Origin of the sequence: Arthrobacter stackebrandtii, from assembly GCF_017876675.1 — a bacterium.
Lineage (GTDB): Bacteria > Actinomycetota > Actinomycetes > Actinomycetales > Micrococcaceae > Specibacter > Specibacter stackebrandtii.
On record NZ_JAGIOI010000001.1, the window covers coordinates 2279802 to 2295521 of the forward strand.

Sequence of the window (15720 nt, forward strand, 5' to 3'; positions counted from 1 at the left end):
GGGTTAGAGGACGCGGCTGAGGAATTCCTTGGTGCGGTGGTGTTGTGGGTTGGCGATGATGTCGCGGGGGTTGCCGCTTTCGACGACGACGCCGGCGTCCATGAAGGTCAGGGTGTCCCCGACCTCGCGGGCGAAGCCGATTTCGTGGGTGACTACGATCATGGTCATGCCGGATTTGGCGAGGTCTTTCATGACTTCCAGGACGTCGCCGACGAGTTCGGGGTCGAGGGCGGAGGTGGGTTCGTCGAAGAGCATGAGTTCTGGTTCCATGGCCAGGGCGCGGGCGATCGCGACGCGCTGCTGCTGTCCGCCGGAGAGTTGGGCGGGGTAGAAGTTGGCGCGGTCGGACAGGCCCACCATTTCCAGCAGCTCCAGGGCCTTTAGCTTGGCTGCCGCCTTTGACTGGTGCTTGACCTGGGTGGGGGCTTCGATGACGTTTTGCAGTGCTGTCATGTGGGGGAAGAGGTTGAAGCGTTGGAAGACCATGCCGATTTCCCGGCGTTGTCCGGCGATGGCTTTGGAGCTGAGGTCGTGGAGTTTTCCGTTGACGTCCTTGAATCCGATGAGTTCGTCGTGGACGTGGATTCGTCCGGCGCTGATGGTTTCCAGGAGGTTGATGCAGCGCAGGAGTGTGGATTTGCCGGAGCCGGAGGGGCCGATGATGACGGAGACTTCCCCGGCCTTGACGGTCATGTCGATGCCCTTCAGGACGTGGTGTTCGCCGAAGAACTTGTGCACGCCCGCGATGCTGACCATGGGCTTGAGCGTGGGGCCGGGGGTGGGTGTTGTGGTGGTGCCGGTCATGGGTTGCCGCCTTCTGTGGTGTCCCGTGCGGTGATGTTGCCGGCCGTGGGTTCTCCGGCGTGGGCTGCCTGGGCGACAGCCGTGGCCTTGACCGGGGCCATGGTGACGTTGTCAACGCCCTTGCCGTAGTGCTTCTCGATGTAGTACTGGCCCACCATCAGCAGTGAGGTGATGACCAGGTACCAGATCGCGGCGACGATCAGCAGCGGGATGGGCAGGTAGGTGCGGTTGGCGATGGTGTTCGTGACGAACGTCAGGTCCAGGGTGAACGGGATGGCCAGCACCAGTGAGGTGGTCTTGAGCATGCCGATCGTTTCGTTGCCGGTGGGCGGGACGATCACGCGCATGGCCTGGGGCAGGATGATCCGCCACATGACCTTGGACTTGCGCATGCCCAGGGCCTCGGCGGCCTCCATTTGGCCGTTGTCCACGGATTTCAGGCCGGCCCGGAAGATCTCGGCCAGGTAGGCGGATTCGTTCAGGCCCAGGCCGACGATCGCGGCAACCAGTGCGGTGATGATGGTTTCGGTGTCGAAGGAAAACCATTCCGGGCCAAAGGGGACGCCGATGATGATCTTGGGATACAGCACGGAAACCAGGCCCCAGAACACCAGCTGCGTGTAGACGGGGGTGCCCCGGAAGAACCAGACCCAGGCCCAGGAAATGTACCGGAACAGGGGGTTTTCGGACTGGCGCATGAACGCCAGGAAGATGGCCAGCACAATGGCCAGGGCCATGGAACTGACGGTCAGCAGCAGGGTCCAGCCAATACTCTGCAGCACCAGGACATCGAAGAGGTACTTGCCAACGGTTTCCCAATGGAAGTTCTTGTTGGTGACCAGGCTCTGGATGGCCAGTGCCACGAAGAGAAGGATGAACGCGGCACCAACCCACCGCCCGGGGTGACGGACCGGAACCGCATCGATCAGTTCCACTCCGTCACGCCGGTGCGGCGAATTGGGGTTCTTGTCTGTGGGGCTCAACGCCTAGCCTGCCGTCGGGTTCAGCACAGCCTTGGTGATTGCGCCTTCATCGTTGTTCCAGTCCTTCAGGATCTGGGTGTAGACGCCGTCTGCCATGAGCTTGTTCATGACCTTCTCGATCACCTCGGCAAAGGCGGTGTCACTCTTGGCGATGGCAATGCCCTGTTCCGCCGAGTCGTAGACATCGCCCAGGGTTTCCAGCGAATCGCCGGTCTTCTGCAGGGCGTTCTTGATGATGGGGGAGTCGGCGCTCATGGCATCGATGCTGCCGTTGACCAGGCGAGTGGTGACATCCGTCTGGTTTTTCAGGGAGATGACCTCGATGGCCGGCTTGCCGTCGGCAACACACTTGGCGGAGCGGTCCTTCACATCCGGATCCTCCTCCACGGTTCCGGTCTGCACGCCAACCTTCTTGCCGCAGATGTCATCGAGGCTGAAGTTCTTCGGGTTGCCCTTTTGTACAGCCCACCAGACTCCGGCGTTGAAGTAACTGACAAAGTTCACGGCCTTGGAACGCTCGGGGTTGATCGTGAAGGAGGAGATGCCCAGGTCGTACTTTGAGCCCAGGCTCGGCAGGATGGTGGAGAACTCCGAGGTCTGGACCTTCACTTCCTTGCCCAGCACGGCACCAATGGCGTGGGCCAGGTCCACGTCGTAGCCAACGGGGGTCTGGCCGTCGGCTGCCAGGAATTCGGCGGGCTCGTAGGAGGTGTCCGATCCGACGGTGAGGGTCTTCTTGTCCTTCAAGGCCGCAGGCAGCAGGGCAATGAGGGACTCGTCCGGCTTGACCGTTGAGGGATCGAAGGTGGGAGCGCCGCTTGAACCGCCAGGGGTCTGTTCGGCATTGTTGCAGCCGGTCAGCGCCAGTGCTGCCACGGCCAGAACAGCCGCGAAGCGCAGGCCCAGCTTGGATGAGATGTGCATTGTTTACCCTTTGTGAAGTCCCTAAGGAGCCGTCAATTGGAATCTAGTGTAACCCTCCGTGATTTACATCACGGTAAACAAGTTTTCACTATTGAACAACTCAACGGGGCAATTGCGCAAGGGGTGCGGGACCATCCGTGTCTGGATTCCCGGACGGCAATGGTGGCTAAGGGTGGTTCGGCAGTTGCAGGGCCTGCAGCATGGGGCGGAACTTGGCCCATGTCTCGGCAAGTTCGGCCTCGGGGTCGGAAGCTTCCACAATGCCTGCGCCTGCGTACAGGCGCACGTGATGGGGGTCCTCCAGCACAGCCCCGCGCAGGGCAATGCCCCACTCGCCGTTGCCGGCACCGTCAAGCCAGCCGACGGGTCCGGCGTACGGGCCGCGGTCCATTTTCTCCAGTTCCAGGATGAGCTTTCCAGCATCCTCCCGGGGCGTCCCGCACACGGCGGCTGTGGGGTGAAGGGCCTCAACCAGCGCCAAGGACGTGGGCAGGTGGCCGTTGGAGCTGGCCAGCTGGGCCGTCACGTCGGAGGCCAGGTGCCACACATTGGGCAGTTCCAAAATGAACGGTTCCGCCGGGAAGGAGAGGTCGGTGGCGAAGGGCGCCAGCTGCCGGGTCAGGGACCGGACGGCAAAGTCGTGTTCGTGGCGCTGCTTGAGTGAACCTCCCAAAACAGCATCGGCAAAGCCCGTCGAACCGGCCGGTTCGTCCTCCCGGTCCAGGGTTCCCGCCAGCACCCGGGCCTGGGCAACGGAGCCATCCACCTTGATCAAAATCTCGGGTGTGGCGCCCACCAGTCCGCGGACGCCGTAGGTCCAGCATTCGTCGTACAGCGCCACCAATCGTTGCAGAATTGAAACCCGGCTGACGGGTTCCGGGAACTCTGCCACCACATCCCGGGCTAAAACCACCTTTTCCAGCCCTCCCCGGGCGATGGCCGCCACGCCGGAGCGGACGGATGCCTTCCATTCCTCCTCGGTGAGCGCCCCGGAACGCACGGTGCCCACGGAGGGGGTGTCCGGCGTCGTGCTTAAGGAAGTGGGCACAGTGTGTGAGGCGGCGATGTCCCGCAGCAGCGCGAGTGCAGCGCCGGCCGTGGGGACTGTTCCGTCGACGGTCAGCTGGGTGAGCCAGGCGGTGCCGTCGGAGAAGCCGACCACCAGGGCCGGGACGATCAGGGCGGATTCGGAGGCGCTGGTCTTGGAGAAGGCGAAGGAGCCGAACGCCATGGCGCCGGTGCCGGGCATGCGGACGGAGTCGTCGACGGCGGCGCTGGCGAGGAGGGTTTTCCACCATTGCTCGGCGTCGGCGAAACGGGACGGGCCGGAGCCGGTGAAGGAGGTGATCTCGCCGAAGCCCAGCAGGCCCTCGCCGCGGCGCAGCCAGCTCAGGGGGCCGTCGGGGGAACTGGCGCCCAACAATCCTGCCGGGCCGGTGATGCCAAGCTCCGCCAGCGTGGCCGGATCCAGTGCCAGGGTGTGGGCGCGCAACGGAAAGGAAGCAGTCATGATGAGTCCAGATTACTCGTTGGGCGGGCAGTTTCCGCCGCCGGGGCGGTGTGATCGCCCACAAACGGGCCCCGGGAGCCGCCTTCAGGGCGCCTTGGCGGGCGAAGCCGGACAAAGTTTGAGAGACTAGGGAGGTGAACCGTGCATCTTTGGAGAAGCGTCCGGAAGAAGTGGCCGCCATGTTTGACGACGTGGCCCCCAAATACGACATCGTCAACGACATTTTGTCCATGGGACAGACGCGCCGCTGGCGCCGTGTCGTGGTGGATGCGGTCGGCGCCGTGCCCGGGCAGCGGGTCCTGGACCTGGCCGCCGGCACCGGCACCTCGAGCGAGCCGTTCGCGGACGCCGGCGTGCACGTGGTGGCCTGCGACTTCTCCGTGGGCATGCTCAAGGTAGGCAAGCGCCGCCGCCCGGACATCGACTTCATTGCCGGGGACGCCACCAACCTGCCCTTCGCGGACAACTCCTTTGACGCCGCCACCATCTCCTTCGGCCTGCGCAACGTTGTGGACCCGAAGAAGGCGCTACGCGAGATGCTGCGCGTCACCAAGCCCGGCGGCACGCTGGTGGTGGCCGAGTTCTCCCACCCCACCTTTGCCCCGTTCCGTACCGTCTACACCGAATACCTGATGCGGGCACTGCCGCCCATCGCCAAGAAGGTGGCCTCCAACCCGGCCGCCTATGTCTACCTGGCCGAGTCCATCCGCGCCTGGCCCAACCAGGACAACCTCGCCGGCTGGCTCGGCGAATCCGGCTGGGGCAAGGTCGCCTACCGCAACCTGAGCGGCGGCATCGTGGCCGTCCACCGTGCCACCAAGCCGCTGCAGCCCGCAGGCCAGGCCGATCCCGCGCCCGCCACCTGAGCGAAGCCAAACAAAGGAAACACCACCCACCGTGAAGGTACTTGTTGTAGGTGCCGGCCCCGCCGGGTCCACAGCTGCATACCACCTGGCCTCCGCCGGGATCGAGGTCACCGTCCTGGAAAAGACCCGGTTCCCGCGTGAAAAGGTCTGCGGCGACGGCCTGACCCCGCGCGCCGTGCGCGAAATGCAGCTCATGGGGCTGCCACATGACACCGCTGACGGCTGGCGCCGCAACCAGGGCCTGCGCCTGATCGCGGGCGGGCGCCGCATCGAGGTTCCCTGGCCCGAGCTCACCGACTTCCCCAATTACGGCCTCATCCGCACCCGCCTGGGCTTCGACGAGGCCCTCGCCGCGCACGCCCGCGCCGCCGGTGCCACCATCCTTGAAGGCCATTCCGTCACCACCGCCCTGATGGACGACGCCGGAACCGTGGTGGGTGCCAGGGCATCACTTTTGGACAGCTCGGGCAGGAAGACGGGCGAAACGGCGGACTTCCATGCCGACGTCGTGCTGGCCGCCGACGGCAACTCCACCCGGACCGCCGTGTCGCTGGGCATGGCCAAGCGCGACGACCGGCCCATGGGTGTTGCCTACCGGACCTACTTCACCTCACCGCGCCACAACGACGACTGGATGGAGGGCTGGCTGGAGCTGTCCTCCCCGGACGGAAAGGTCCTGCCCGGCTACGGTTGGGTGTTTGGCGTGGGCGACGGCACCTCCAATGTGGGCCTTGGCATCCTGAACTCCTCCAAGGAGTTCGGCAAGCTGGACTACCGCGCCGTGCTGCGCGACTGGACGGCGGCCATGCCGGCCGAATGGGGGTTCTCGCCTGAGAACCAGGTGGGGCCCATCCGCGGCGCCGCGCTGCCCATGGGCTTCAACCGCACCCCGCACTACTCCAAGGGCCTGATGCTGCTGGGCGATTCCGGCGGCATGGTCAGCCCGTTCAACGGCGAAGGCATCTCCTACGCCATGGAATCCGCCCGCTACGCTGCAGACTTCATCGCCCGTGCCGCCGGAACCAACTCCCGGCTTGCCGCAGACCACGCGCTGAGCGGCTACAGCGGCTTTGTCCGCGAACAGTGGGGGAGCCACTTCACCCTGGGCCGCACCTTTGCCTCCCTGATCGGGAACCCGCGCATCATGAAACTGGCGCTGCGCACGGGCATGCCCGTGCCGGTCCTGATGCGTTTTGTGGTCCGGTTCATGGCAAACCTCACCGACTCCGGGGAGCGGGGGATTGAGGATAGAGTGATTCATCTACTGGAGAAGCTTGTCCCCGCCACCAGCAACCAGGACGACACACGCACATCCAAGCAACAATCCCTACCAATAGTTAGTGTTAAGCAGTGACTACTTCCGCGAACCACAGCTGGACCCCCGCAGGGCAGGGCCGCCCAGATGGCCATGACCCCGAGCCCAGCACCATGGCCATCGCCACCGGGCTGCAACTGCCGACAGGCTTCTCGGCCGTGGCCGGGGACCCCGACCTTGGACCGTCCATCTCGATGAGCATGGCCAAGGTGGAAAAGGTGCTGCGCGAGGCGATCGCCCACTCCGACCCCCTGGCCGACGCCACGAGCCGGCACCTGGTGGAAGCCGGCGGCAAGCGCATCCGCCCGCTGCTGGTCCTCCTGGCCGCCCACCTCGGGGACCCGGGCCGGAAGGAAGTGGTGCAGGCCGCCGTCGTGGTGGAACTGACCCACCTTGCCACGTTGTACCACGACGACGTCATGGATTCCGCGCCGTTCCGCCGCGGCGCACCCACCGCCCACGAGGTGTGGGGCAATACGGTGGCCATCCTCACCGGCGACCTCATCTTTGCCCGGGCCTCGATCCTGGTGTCCGAACTGGGGTCCAAGGCGCTTGGCATCCAGGCCCGCACCTTCGAACGCCTGTGCCTGGGACAGCTGCATGAGACGGTTGGCCCGCGCCCCGACGAGGACCCCATTGACCATTACCTGTCCGTGATTGCCGACAAGACCGGCTCGCTGGTTGCCGCATCCGGGCAGCTGGGCGCCATCTTTGCCGGGGTCGACGAGGACGTCCAGGACGTGCTGGTGGACTACGGCGAAAAGGTCGGCGTGGCCTTCCAATTGGCTGACGACGTCATCGACGTGACCGGGCTGAAGCAGGTCTCCGGCAAGTCGCCCGGCACCGACCTGCGCGAGGGTGTGCCCACACTGCCGGTGCTGCTGCTGCGCAACGCCGTGGCTGCCGGTGACGCCGCTGCCGCCGCCGTGCTGGATCTGGTGGATGGCGACCTCACCAGCGACGAATCCCTCGCTGCCGCCGTGACCGCGCTGCGCGAACATCCCGTCACCATGGAATCCTGGGCCGTGGCCCGCGAATGGTCGGACGCCGCGATCCGGGCACTGGACCCGCTGCCGGAAGGCATCGTCAAGACGGCCCTTGCCAACTTCGCCGAAGCCGTGGTCTCCCGCGACGTCTGACACTGACGGCGTGGCAAACTGGCGAGGACGTGGGAAATTTCCCACGTCCTCGCCAGTTTGCCACGTCCCGGCTCAGCCGGGGCCCCAGTTTGCCACGTAGTCAGGGAGCCGGAGGCTGCTCCCGTGCTGTGAGGGCCGCCAGCAGTCCGTCGGAGATCGCAATCATGAGGGAGCTGCGGGCCTCGTTGCCATAGTGGACGTCGAGCTCCAAACCGTTGGCGTCCCACATGCGGCGCAGGCCGTTTTGGCCGTGCCAAGGGACTTCCGGCTCGCCGTACAGTTCCGTGAACCGGTGCAGGATCTCGTCGAAGCACTCGGTTGTTTCCGGACTTGGCGGTGACGAATCCCAGCGGAGCTGGAAATAGACCTGCGTGAAGGCGCCGCCGTCCAGGGTCCAGGTGCCCATGACCGGGCCGTCAAGTGGGACATCCAGGGCGTGGTGCAACTCGGTCCCGACCGTGTGCGGACCGCCTACCCGACGCCCGGAAGCCTTCAGTCCGAGCCGGGCAAACAGGCGTTCCCGCCCGGCCACCGAGGCGGGCCAGGGATCCTGGACGATGCGTTGTACAAGGGCCACGACGGCGGCCGGATCGATGGACCCGTCCGGATCCAGGCCGGGCGGGTGGGACCCTGACACGCTTACGCCTCCCGGCCGATCCTCGGGATGTTGAATGGGCTTGAACCTTCCGCGCTTGAGTTCCAGTGGGCCGGTTCCATGCGCCGCCGCGCCGCCGCCTCGGAGGCACTGGCCAACCCGGCGTCGTCCACGCTGACCATCACACCGCTGTGCTGGAGGTTGAAGAAGCGGATCACAATGCGCCGGCCGTTGACGTTCCAGACGCAGGCCTGCACCACGGGGTCGCGCCAGGGGTTGCTGCCTTCGCCGTACAGTCCGGCCAGCCGGGAATGAATGTCCTCGTACCCTTCCTGCGTGGAGGGGTTGTCCGTCTGCATGGACGAGTACAGCTGCATGCTGATGCCCAGGAACCTGGCGCCGTAGGAGCTCCACGACGAGGAGATCTCGCCCCCGGCCAGCGGCGTCCGCAGTGAATAGTGTGCCACGGCGGGGGCGGCACTGGCCTCATCCCAGGGTGCGCCGGAGACCAGCCCGTGAGTGTCAAACCAGGTTTTTCGGTCAAAGTCGGAGCGGGGCCACATGCCCGCAACCAGGCTTTCAACCAGCTCGACAACCGCAGCCGGTGAGGGATTCAATGCGTTCGAAGGCTCCTGAGTGTTCATAACGCCACCGTACCGCTATCGGAGGGATATTCCCATAGCTTCCGGAGGTGTTGCTGCGCGGCCTAGTCTTCGGCGAGCACTTCGTTGAAGACCCAGTCGAACATGTCAAAGACAAACTCGCTGAAGGTGCCTTCCTCATTGATCCATTCGCCGGTGGCGTTGTTGCGGCGCCAGACGAGGGGGTCGGGGACATCGGCCTGGTCGGCCAGCATGCCCCACGTGTAGGTCTCGTCTTCGTCTTCGAGGAAGAGCAGGTAGCCGTCCTCGACTTCCAATTCTTCAGGGTCCCAGAAGTAGTAGTACGCCTCCATGAGGTCCTCGCAGTTGCCGAGGGCGTGCAGGAATTCGCGCAGGGCCAGCGGCACGGTGAGCTTCAGCTCGGCAAAGACCTCATCCAGGTCCTCCCACGTGATGCCGTCGGCTTCCTGCCAGGGCTCCTCCAGGTACAGGGGCACCAGGCCGCGGAACTTCTCTACGAACATGTCAGACATGGAAATCCTTCAACATTTGGCGGGAACTGCTCCCTATCAATCCTAGCCGCGCCGGGGCCTGCGCGCCGCCCAGCTGCGGGCGGCCAGCGGGGCATGCCAGCCGTAGCGCAGGCTCAGCATGCGCAGGGTGAACACCACGACGGCGGCGGCCGTCCCGGAGGCGAGGTTGAGCCATTCCAGGTGCCACATCGCGGTCGTCAGTCCCGCGCCCACAAAGGCCGGGATCGCGTACAGGTCCTTCGGATCGAACACCTTGGGCACGTCGTTCGCAGTGATGTCGCGCAGGATCCCGCCGCCCACAGCGGTGGTGACACCCAGCAGGATGCAGGCCACCGGGTTCATCCCAGCATCCAGCGCCTTCAGAGAGCCGGTGACGCAAAACAGGGCCAGCCCGCCGGCGTCGAACATGAACAGCAGCCGCCCGCTGCGTTTGACATTCTTGACGGTGAAATACACGAGCAAGGCCGCGGCAAGGGGCGGCACCAGGTAGATCTGGTTGGAAAAGGCGGCCGGCGGTCCCTGATTCAGGACGATGTCCCGGACCACGCCGCCGCCCAGGCCAACCATGGAGCCGAGCAGCACCGAGCCGACGATGTCGAACCCCTTGCGGGCCGCGAGCAGGGAACCGGAGACGGCGAAGAAGAACACGCCCAGCAGGTCGAGGATGAGCGGAAGGTCAATGGTCATGGGTGCCTTTGTGGTTCGGCTGGTGGCCAGCCGGCATGGAAAGCGGCAGCGCTTAGCGTACGGTGTCGGCGTGAAAAAGGCGAATTTTTCCCCGAAAATCCGGCACATGTGACTACTCTGGAAGAATGAACGCCGCCGAGCCGTTGATCCACATCCAGGACTTCCACATGCGGTTTGGTGCCAAGCAGGTCATCGACGGGCTCTCCTTTGACGTGCTCCGCGGCGAGACCTTCGGATTCCTGGGCAGCAACGGCAGCGGAAAAACGACGACGATCCGGGCCCTGCTGGGCATCTACCGTCCCACGTCGGGAACCCTGCGGATCAACGGGAAGGTGTTCAGCGACGACTTTGGCGCACGGCTCGGCTACCTGCCGGAGGAACGCGGGCTGTACAAGAAGGAGTCGGTGCGCGATGTCATGGGCTACTTTGGCCGGCTGAAGGGCATGAGCAAGGCGGCCGCCAACGATTTCTGCCGCCAGTTCCTGGACCGGGTGGACCTGGCAGACAAGGCGGAGCTGCGCGTGGACAAGCTCTCCGGCGGCGAACAGCAGAAGATCCAGCTGGGGGTGACCATCATGAACGAGCCCGAGCTGCTCATCCTGGACGAACCCACCAAGGGCTTTGACCCGGTCAACCGGCGCCTTCTCATGGACATCATCGAGGAGCGCAAGCGGGCCGGGGCCACCGTCATGATGGTCACCCACCAGATGGAGGAGGTGGAGCGCCTGTGCGACCGGATCATCCTGCTCAAGGACGGCCGGGCCGCGGCGTACGGCACCATCGACGAGGTGCAGAACCAGTTTGGCGGGCGCACCGTCCGGGTCAAGCACACGGGCACCATCCCGCCCTCGCCCAGCTACCAGGTCACCCTGGCGGAGACCAACTATGCGGAGCTGTCCGTGGACGACGGCGTGGACGAGGCCCAGGTGCTGAAGGAGCTGGTGCAGGCCGGGGTGGTGGTGCGCGGCTTCACGGCCGCCAAGCGCAGCCTCGACGACATCTTCATCCAGGTCTACGGCGAGAACGGGGCCGGGCCTGCCGCAATGTCCGGGCCGGCCGGGCAGCAACCGGCACCGGCAGGGAGGGCGGGTTGAGATGGCACGGCACAACCTGCGCACCGTGGTGGCATTTGAGTTCACGCGCACCATCAAGAAGCGCCGCTTCTGGATCGCCACCCTGGCCATCCCCGTGCTGCTGGGCATCGTGTTTGGCCTGGTGTTTGCCAGCAGTTCCGCAACACAGTCGCGCTCCGAGGCGCAAAAGAACCAGACCCTGGAATTCACCTACACGGACGCCTCCGGGCTGATCGACCCGAAGCTGGCCACGGCGATGGGCGGGACGGTCGAGCAGGACCCGGCCTCCGCCGTCGACCGCGTCAGGGAAGGCACACTGAACGCCTGGTTCAATTTCCCGGCGGACGTGTCCAAGGAGCCGGTGCACGTGTACGGCACGGACCAGGGCATCTTCAAGAACGGCAGCTACGACGCCGTGGCCAAGCAGCTGGTGGTGGTCTCGGCGCAGGAGAAGGTGGGCTCGGCGGAGCTGACGGCAGCGGTGCAGGGGAAATTCAGCACGGATTCGCAGACGTTCAAGAACGGGGAGCCGTCCGGCGGGCTGGACACCGTGGTGCCGCCGCTGCTGTTCCTGGTGCTGTTCTACGTGGTGATCATCCTGCTCGCGAACCAGATGCTGGCGTCCACGCTGGAGGAGAAGGAGAACCGGGTCACGGAAATGATCCTGACCACGCTGAACCCCACGACGCTGGTGGTGGGCAAGGTGATCTCGCTGTTCCTGGTGGGGGCCGTGCAGGCGCTGGTGTTCGCCACGCCCATGCTGCTGGGCTACGTATTTTTCCGCGACGAGCTGGCCCTGCCCGACTTTGACCTCTCCAACTTGCAGTTCCAGTTCGGTCCCATGCTGTTCGCGGTCCTGTTGTTTGTGGGCGGCTTCATCCTGTTTACCGGCGTGCTGGTGGGGATCGGCGCGGTCATGCCCACGGCCAAGGATGCCAGCGCCGTGTTCGCCCCGGTCATGATCATGATGTTCATCCCCTTCTACATTGTCACGATGATCGTCAGCGACCCCGGCTCGATGATCGTTCAGATCTTCACCTACTTCCCGTTCACCGCGCCCATCACGGCCCTGCTGCGCAACGCGTTCGGCTCGCTCACCGCGGTCGCCGCCATCATTGTCATTGTGGAGCTGTTCGTGTTCGGCGTCCTGGCGCTGCGCGTGGCCGTGCACCTGTTCCGCTACGGCTCCATCGAGTACTCCCGCAAACTGTCCCTCCGCGCAGCCTTCGCCAAAAAGGCCTGAGCCGTGCAGCGGCGCGTGCTGTGGGTGGCCATCCTCGCCTCGTTCGTGGCCTTCCTGGACGGCGCCATCGTCAACGTGGCCCTGCCCGCCCTGACCCGCGAGCTCGGCGGCGGCATCACCACGCAGCAGTGGGTGGTCGACGCCTACCTCCTGGCCCTGGGCTCCCTGATCCTGATCGCAGGCTCCCTGTCCGACACCTTCGGCCGCGTCCGCATCCTCCGCGCCGGCCTGCTGATTTTCGGCGTGGCCTCCCTCGCCTGCGCCGCCGCACCCACCGCGGGCTTCCTCATTGTGGCCCGCGGCATCCAGGGCGCCGGCGCGGCACTGCTGGTGCCGAGCTCGCTGGCACTGATCACCTCCACCTTCAGCGGCGCCGCGCAGGGCAAGGCGATCGGCTCCTGGACCGCCTGGACCGGCACCGCCTTCCTCGCCGGCCCGCTGCTGGGCGGGCTGTTGTCCGACTACGCCACCTGGCGCCTCATCTTCGCCATCAACGTCCTCCCCATCGCCGCCACCCTGATGCTGCTGCGGGGTCTGGCCCTGCCGGTGCGGGGGCTGCAACCTTTGCCCCTTGTGAAGCACGACGCCGCTGCCCCCTCTGCCGGCACCGCACCTCCTGTTTCTTCCGTCACCCGGGCGGGCGCGGCGCAACGGATCGACCTGGCAGGGGCGGTGCTGGTCGCCGTCGGACTTTTTGGGACGGTGTTTGCCCTGATTGAGCAGGAACGGCTGGGGTGGGGCAGCCCGTTGGTGATGGTGCCGTTTGTGGTGGGCGTTGCCGGGCTGGCCGGATTCCTCTGGTGGGAGGCGCGGGTCCGGGCGCCGATGATGCCGCTGGGGCTGTTCCGGATCCGCAATTTTGGGATGGGGAATGCGGCAACGGCATTCATTTATGCCGGCGTCTCCCTGGGCGGGCTCATGATGGTGCTGTTCCTGCAGGAAGTGGCGGGGCTGTCGGCGGCCGTGGCGGGCTTGGCGTCCATGCCCACGGCCGTGGTCATGCTGCTGCTCGCGGGCAGGTTTGGCACGCTGGCGGGGAAGTACGGGCCGCGGCTGTTCATGGCGGTGGGGCCCGTGGTGGCCGGTGCGGGGTACCTGCTGATGTCCTCGGCATCGGAGCCGTTTGATTTTTGGTGGCAGATGATGCCCGGAATCCTCGTGATGTCGCTCGGCATGTCCGTCACGGTGGCGCCGCTGACCGCCGCGATACTGGGGGCCGTGCCGGTGTCGCAGGCGGGGATCGGCTCGGCCGTGAACAACTCCGTCTCTCGAGTGGCGGGGCTGATAGCGGTGGCGCTCGCCGGGGTCATGCTGGGCGGGGTGCTGGACTTTGCGTCGTTTCGGCGCGTCATGCTGATCACGGCGGCCCTGTTTGTTGTAGGCGGCGTCGTCGCCGCGCTGGGAATCAGCAATGCTGCGGCCCGGGCGGATGCCGGCGAATCGTCGGGAGCCGACACGTGAGGAAACATTCTGCAGCGATCGCCGCGCGTGTGCCGTACATTGTCCACAGGCCCCACCACGAAAGGACCTCTCACATGGCGGATTCAGCCATCATGATTGCCTGCGCCCACGGCACCAACAACGCCGACGGGCAGGGACGCATCAACGCGCTGCGTGCCGGGATTGCTGCGCTGCGGCCCGGCCTGACGGTGCTTGAAGCATATGTCGATGTGCAGGGGCCGGAACTGCCGGACGTCGTGGCCGGGCTGCCGGCGGGGGCCCGTGCCGTGGTGGTGCCGCTGCTGCTGACAGTGGGCTATCACGTCCAGGTGGACATTGCCGAGGCTGTGGCCTCACGCCCCAACACCTTCGCCGCCGCCCCGCTGGGGCCGGATCCCCGGCTGGCCAAGCTGCTTGATGAACGGCTGGGGGAGCTGCCGGAGGGGTGGGGCATTGTGCTGGCTGCCGCGGGATCCTCGCGGCCGGAAGCAGCCGAACAGGTCGAGGTGCTTGCCGCGGACCTGGCCGTCCGCCGCAGCGAACCAGTCCTCGCCGCCTACGGTGCCAGCGCCCGGCCGTCCGTTTCCGAAGCGGTTGCCGTGCTGAAGGACAAGGGGGCTGCCGGCGTCGCCGTGGCCTCCTACCTCCTGGCGCCCGGCTATTTCCACGACCAGCTCGCCAAGGCCGGGGCCGACCGTGTGTCTGCGCCGCTGCTGCCGTCCACGCTGCTGGCCGAGCTGGCGCTCGAGCACTTCGACGCTGCACTAACCGCAGCACCGCCGGCCGTGCCGGGGTCCTGACCCGGAGGCCAGGCACGGAACCCTGGCCGGCAGCAGAAAGAAGAGCCGCCTGGCGGGCCTGCCTCTTTCCGGCAGGTCAGGTATCTTATGGGGATACGCATGATGCTTGTTCCCAGACACACGGAGGCCTTCCTTGGGCGAAAACCCGACGCCAGATCCTTACGTTGCCCCCGGCACCGCAGCCCCCAACGGCGGGACGCCCGGATACGGTTACGGCCAGCCGGCACCCTACCCGGGCGCCCAGGTCCCTGACGCGCCCGAGTTTGCCACGCCGCAGTACGGCACGCCTGCGTACGGGGCGCCGCAGCCGGGGGAGCAGCCGTTTGGCACTCCTGCGTATGGAGCCCCGCAATATGGAACTCCGCCGTACGGTGCCCAGCCATTCGAAACCTCTCCGTACGGAGCCCAGAAACCGGGCATGCAGCAGCCCTACTACGGTGTCCCGCCTTATGACGCACCCGCGCCCGGCGGCACCAACACGCTGGCCATCCTCTCGCTCGTTTTTGCCTTTGTCTTCAACATTGCAGGAATTGTCCTTGGCCACATGGCGCTGAAGCAGATCAGCCAAACAAATGAGCAGGGACGGGGGCTGGCCGTGGCGGGGCTCGTCATCAGCTATATCTCGCTGGCCGGCTCCGTCCTGTTCTTCGGGATCATGATCCTCGGCTTCATCGGCACTGTAGTCGGCGAGACCTACAGCTACTAGCCCCACGCCTCCGGGCCAGGCCCATTTTTTTGGCGTCAGCCCCGCAGGCCCGCCGCCAGCTGCCAACCTTCCCGCATGCTCCGCGGCGCCACTCACGCTCCTGCGCTTCGTTAAGCTACAACCATGCGCAACTCCAAGAGCTGCGCATGGTTAACAGATATCCGTGCGCAGGAAGCTGAAGCGGTGGCTGCGTTCGGGGTGCAACGAGCACTTTCAAGCTGTTTTGAGTCACTGGGCCGGCTTTTGCGGTGTGAGCGTGCTGTTCTGCGGAGAGCTGCAGCCTGGCATGGCGCATAACACTGTTCTGCGTCACGCCAGCGCCAAACTCTGCGCAGAACGGCACGGTTGGCCCGGCTTCTTGCTGCCGCCGGAGTTTCGTCGGCAGCATGGAATCTTCCGGACGGCCGCCGTCGGACCTGTTTATGGGCAAATGCCGGGCCGGCAGTCGCACCCCGGACGGGGCAGGAAATGCTGCAAGCACATCTTGGACAAAAACTGGC

At 65.7% G+C, this 15720-nt stretch carries 16 protein-coding genes; 8 read left to right on the plus strand and 8 right to left on the minus strand.

What is annotated here, in order from left to right; all coding sequences use genetic code 11:
• Positions 1-3: 3 nt before the first annotated feature.
• The 4 genes from JOF48_RS09675 to JOF48_RS09690 form a co-directional block, all read right to left on the minus strand.
• Positions 4-804 carry an amino acid ABC transporter ATP-binding protein gene (locus JOF48_RS09675; RefSeq protein ID WP_281067966.1) on the minus strand — a complete coding sequence of 267 codons (801 nt, stop codon included), beginning with the start codon at positions 802-804 and terminating at the stop codon, positions 4-6.
• Positions 801-1787, minus strand: a complete 987-nt coding sequence (locus tag JOF48_RS09680; protein ID WP_209680153.1) for an amino acid ABC transporter permease — start codon at positions 1785-1787, stop codon at positions 801-803. Before JOF48_RS09680 ends, JOF48_RS09675 begins: the two co-directional genes overlap by 4 nt.
• Positions 1788-1790: 3 nt before the next feature.
• Positions 1791-2711: an ABC transporter substrate-binding protein gene (locus JOF48_RS09685; RefSeq protein ID WP_209680156.1), complete on the minus strand. Its 921-nt coding sequence runs from the start codon at positions 2709-2711 to the stop codon at positions 1791-1793.
• A gap of 166 nt (positions 2712-2877) precedes the next feature.
• Entirely contained in the window at positions 2878-4221 is a 1344-nt protein-coding gene (locus JOF48_RS09690; protein WP_209680159.1) for an isochorismate synthase, read from the minus strand.
• A gap of 134 nt (positions 4222-4355) precedes the next feature.
• Here JOF48_RS09690 and JOF48_RS09695 point away from each other — a divergent pair, with 134 nt between their 5' ends.
• From JOF48_RS09695 to JOF48_RS09705, 3 genes are read left to right on the plus strand one after another with little or no spacing between them, the layout of a single operon-like run.
• On the plus strand, positions 4356-5087 hold the full coding sequence (locus JOF48_RS09695; RefSeq protein ID WP_209680163.1) for a demethylmenaquinone methyltransferase: 732 nt from the start codon (positions 4356-4358) through the stop codon (positions 5085-5087).
• 31 nt (positions 5088-5118) lie between these two features.
• Positions 5119-6441 carry a geranylgeranyl reductase family protein gene (locus JOF48_RS09700; protein ID WP_209680167.1) on the plus strand — a complete coding sequence of 441 codons (1323 nt, stop codon included), beginning with the start codon at positions 5119-5121 and terminating at the stop codon, positions 6439-6441.
• Positions 6438-7541 (plus strand): polyprenyl synthetase family protein, encoded by a 1104-nt coding sequence (locus JOF48_RS09705; protein WP_209680170.1) that lies wholly within the window; start codon positions 6438-6440, stop codon positions 7539-7541. The genes JOF48_RS09700 and JOF48_RS09705 overlap by 4 nt, the downstream gene beginning before the upstream one ends.
• A 100-nt stretch (positions 7542-7641) precedes the next feature.
• Here JOF48_RS09705 and JOF48_RS09710 read toward each other — a convergent pair whose 3' ends face one another.
• The 4 genes from JOF48_RS09710 to JOF48_RS09725 all read right to left on the minus strand — a co-directional run bounded on the left by JOF48_RS09710 (position 7642) and on the right by JOF48_RS09725 (position 9958).
• Complete coding sequence (locus tag JOF48_RS09710; RefSeq protein ID WP_209680173.1) at positions 7642-8178, minus strand: hypothetical protein; 537 nt, start codon at positions 8176-8178, stop codon at positions 7642-7644.
• A gap of 2 nt (positions 8179-8180) precedes the next feature.
• Positions 8181-8780, minus strand: coding sequence for a hypothetical protein (locus tag JOF48_RS09715; protein ID WP_209680177.1), 600 nt, complete (start codon positions 8778-8780; stop codon positions 8181-8183).
• Between the two features lie 62 nt (positions 8781-8842).
• Positions 8843-9271, minus strand: coding sequence for a hypothetical protein (locus tag JOF48_RS09720; RefSeq protein ID WP_209680179.1), 429 nt, complete (start codon positions 9269-9271; stop codon positions 8843-8845).
• Between the two features lie 42 nt (positions 9272-9313).
• Complete coding sequence (locus JOF48_RS09725; RefSeq protein WP_209680181.1) at positions 9314-9958, minus strand: trimeric intracellular cation channel family protein; 645 nt, start codon at positions 9956-9958, stop codon at positions 9314-9316.
• Between the two features lie 125 nt (positions 9959-10083).
• On the opposite strand from JOF48_RS09725, the gene JOF48_RS09730 reads away from it, so the two are divergent.
• From JOF48_RS09730 to JOF48_RS09750, 5 genes are all read left to right on the plus strand, one after another.
• Entirely contained in the window at positions 10084-11052 is a 969-nt protein-coding gene (locus JOF48_RS09730; RefSeq protein WP_209680183.1) for an ABC transporter ATP-binding protein, read from the plus strand.
• A 1-nt stretch (position 11053) separates the two neighbouring features.
• A complete protein-coding gene (locus tag JOF48_RS09735) occupies positions 11054-12274 on the plus strand; it encodes an ABC transporter permease (RefSeq protein WP_209680185.1) in 1221 nt (406 codons plus the stop codon).
• Positions 12275-12277: 3 nt separating this feature from the next.
• A complete protein-coding gene (locus JOF48_RS09740) occupies positions 12278-13735 on the plus strand; it encodes an MFS transporter (protein ID WP_342591208.1) in 1458 nt (485 codons plus the stop codon).
• A gap of 74 nt (positions 13736-13809) precedes the next feature.
• The gene (locus JOF48_RS09745) at positions 13810-14514 is read left to right on the plus strand and encodes a sirohydrochlorin chelatase (protein ID WP_245346479.1); all 705 of its coding nucleotides are present in this window, start codon (positions 13810-13812) and stop codon (positions 14512-14514) included.
• A 133-nt stretch (positions 14515-14647) separates the two neighbouring features.
• Positions 14648-15220, plus strand: a complete 573-nt coding sequence (locus tag JOF48_RS09750; protein WP_209680187.1) for a DUF4190 domain-containing protein — start codon at positions 14648-14650, stop codon at positions 15218-15220.
• Positions 15221-15720 lie beyond the last annotated feature (500 nt).

Excerpts from the sequence above, each read along its gene's own strand:
- JOF48_RS09675 (WP_281067966.1), bottom strand. The coding sequence starts at position 804 with ATGACCGGCACCACCACAACACCCACCCCCGGCCCCACGCTCAAGCCC.
- JOF48_RS09685 (WP_209680156.1), bottom strand. The coding sequence starts at position 2,711 with ATGCACATCTCATCCAAGCTGGGCCTGCGCTTCGCGGCTGTTCTGGCC.
- JOF48_RS09690 (WP_209680159.1), bottom strand. The coding sequence starts at position 4,221 with ATGACTGCTTCCTTTCCGTTGCGCGCCCACACCCTGGCACTGGATCCG.
- JOF48_RS09715 (WP_209680177.1), bottom strand. The coding sequence starts at position 8,780 with ATGAACACTCAGGAGCCTTCGAACGCATTGAATCCCTCACCGGCTGCG.
- JOF48_RS09720 (WP_209680179.1), bottom strand. The coding sequence starts at position 9,271 with ATGTCTGACATGTTCGTAGAGAAGTTCCGCGGCCTGGTGCCCCTGTAC.
- JOF48_RS09725 (WP_209680181.1), bottom strand. The coding sequence starts at position 9,958 with ATGACCATTGACCTTCCGCTCATCCTCGACCTGCTGGGCGTGTTCTTC.
- JOF48_RS09730 (WP_209680183.1), top strand. The coding sequence starts at position 10,084 with ATGAACGCCGCCGAGCCGTTGATCCACATCCAGGACTTCCACATGCGG.
- JOF48_RS09735 (WP_209680185.1), top strand. The coding sequence starts at position 11,054 with ATGGCACGGCACAACCTGCGCACCGTGGTGGCATTTGAGTTCACGCGC.
- JOF48_RS09745 (WP_245346479.1), top strand. The coding sequence starts at position 13,810 with ATGGCGGATTCAGCCATCATGATTGCCTGCGCCCACGGCACCAACAAC.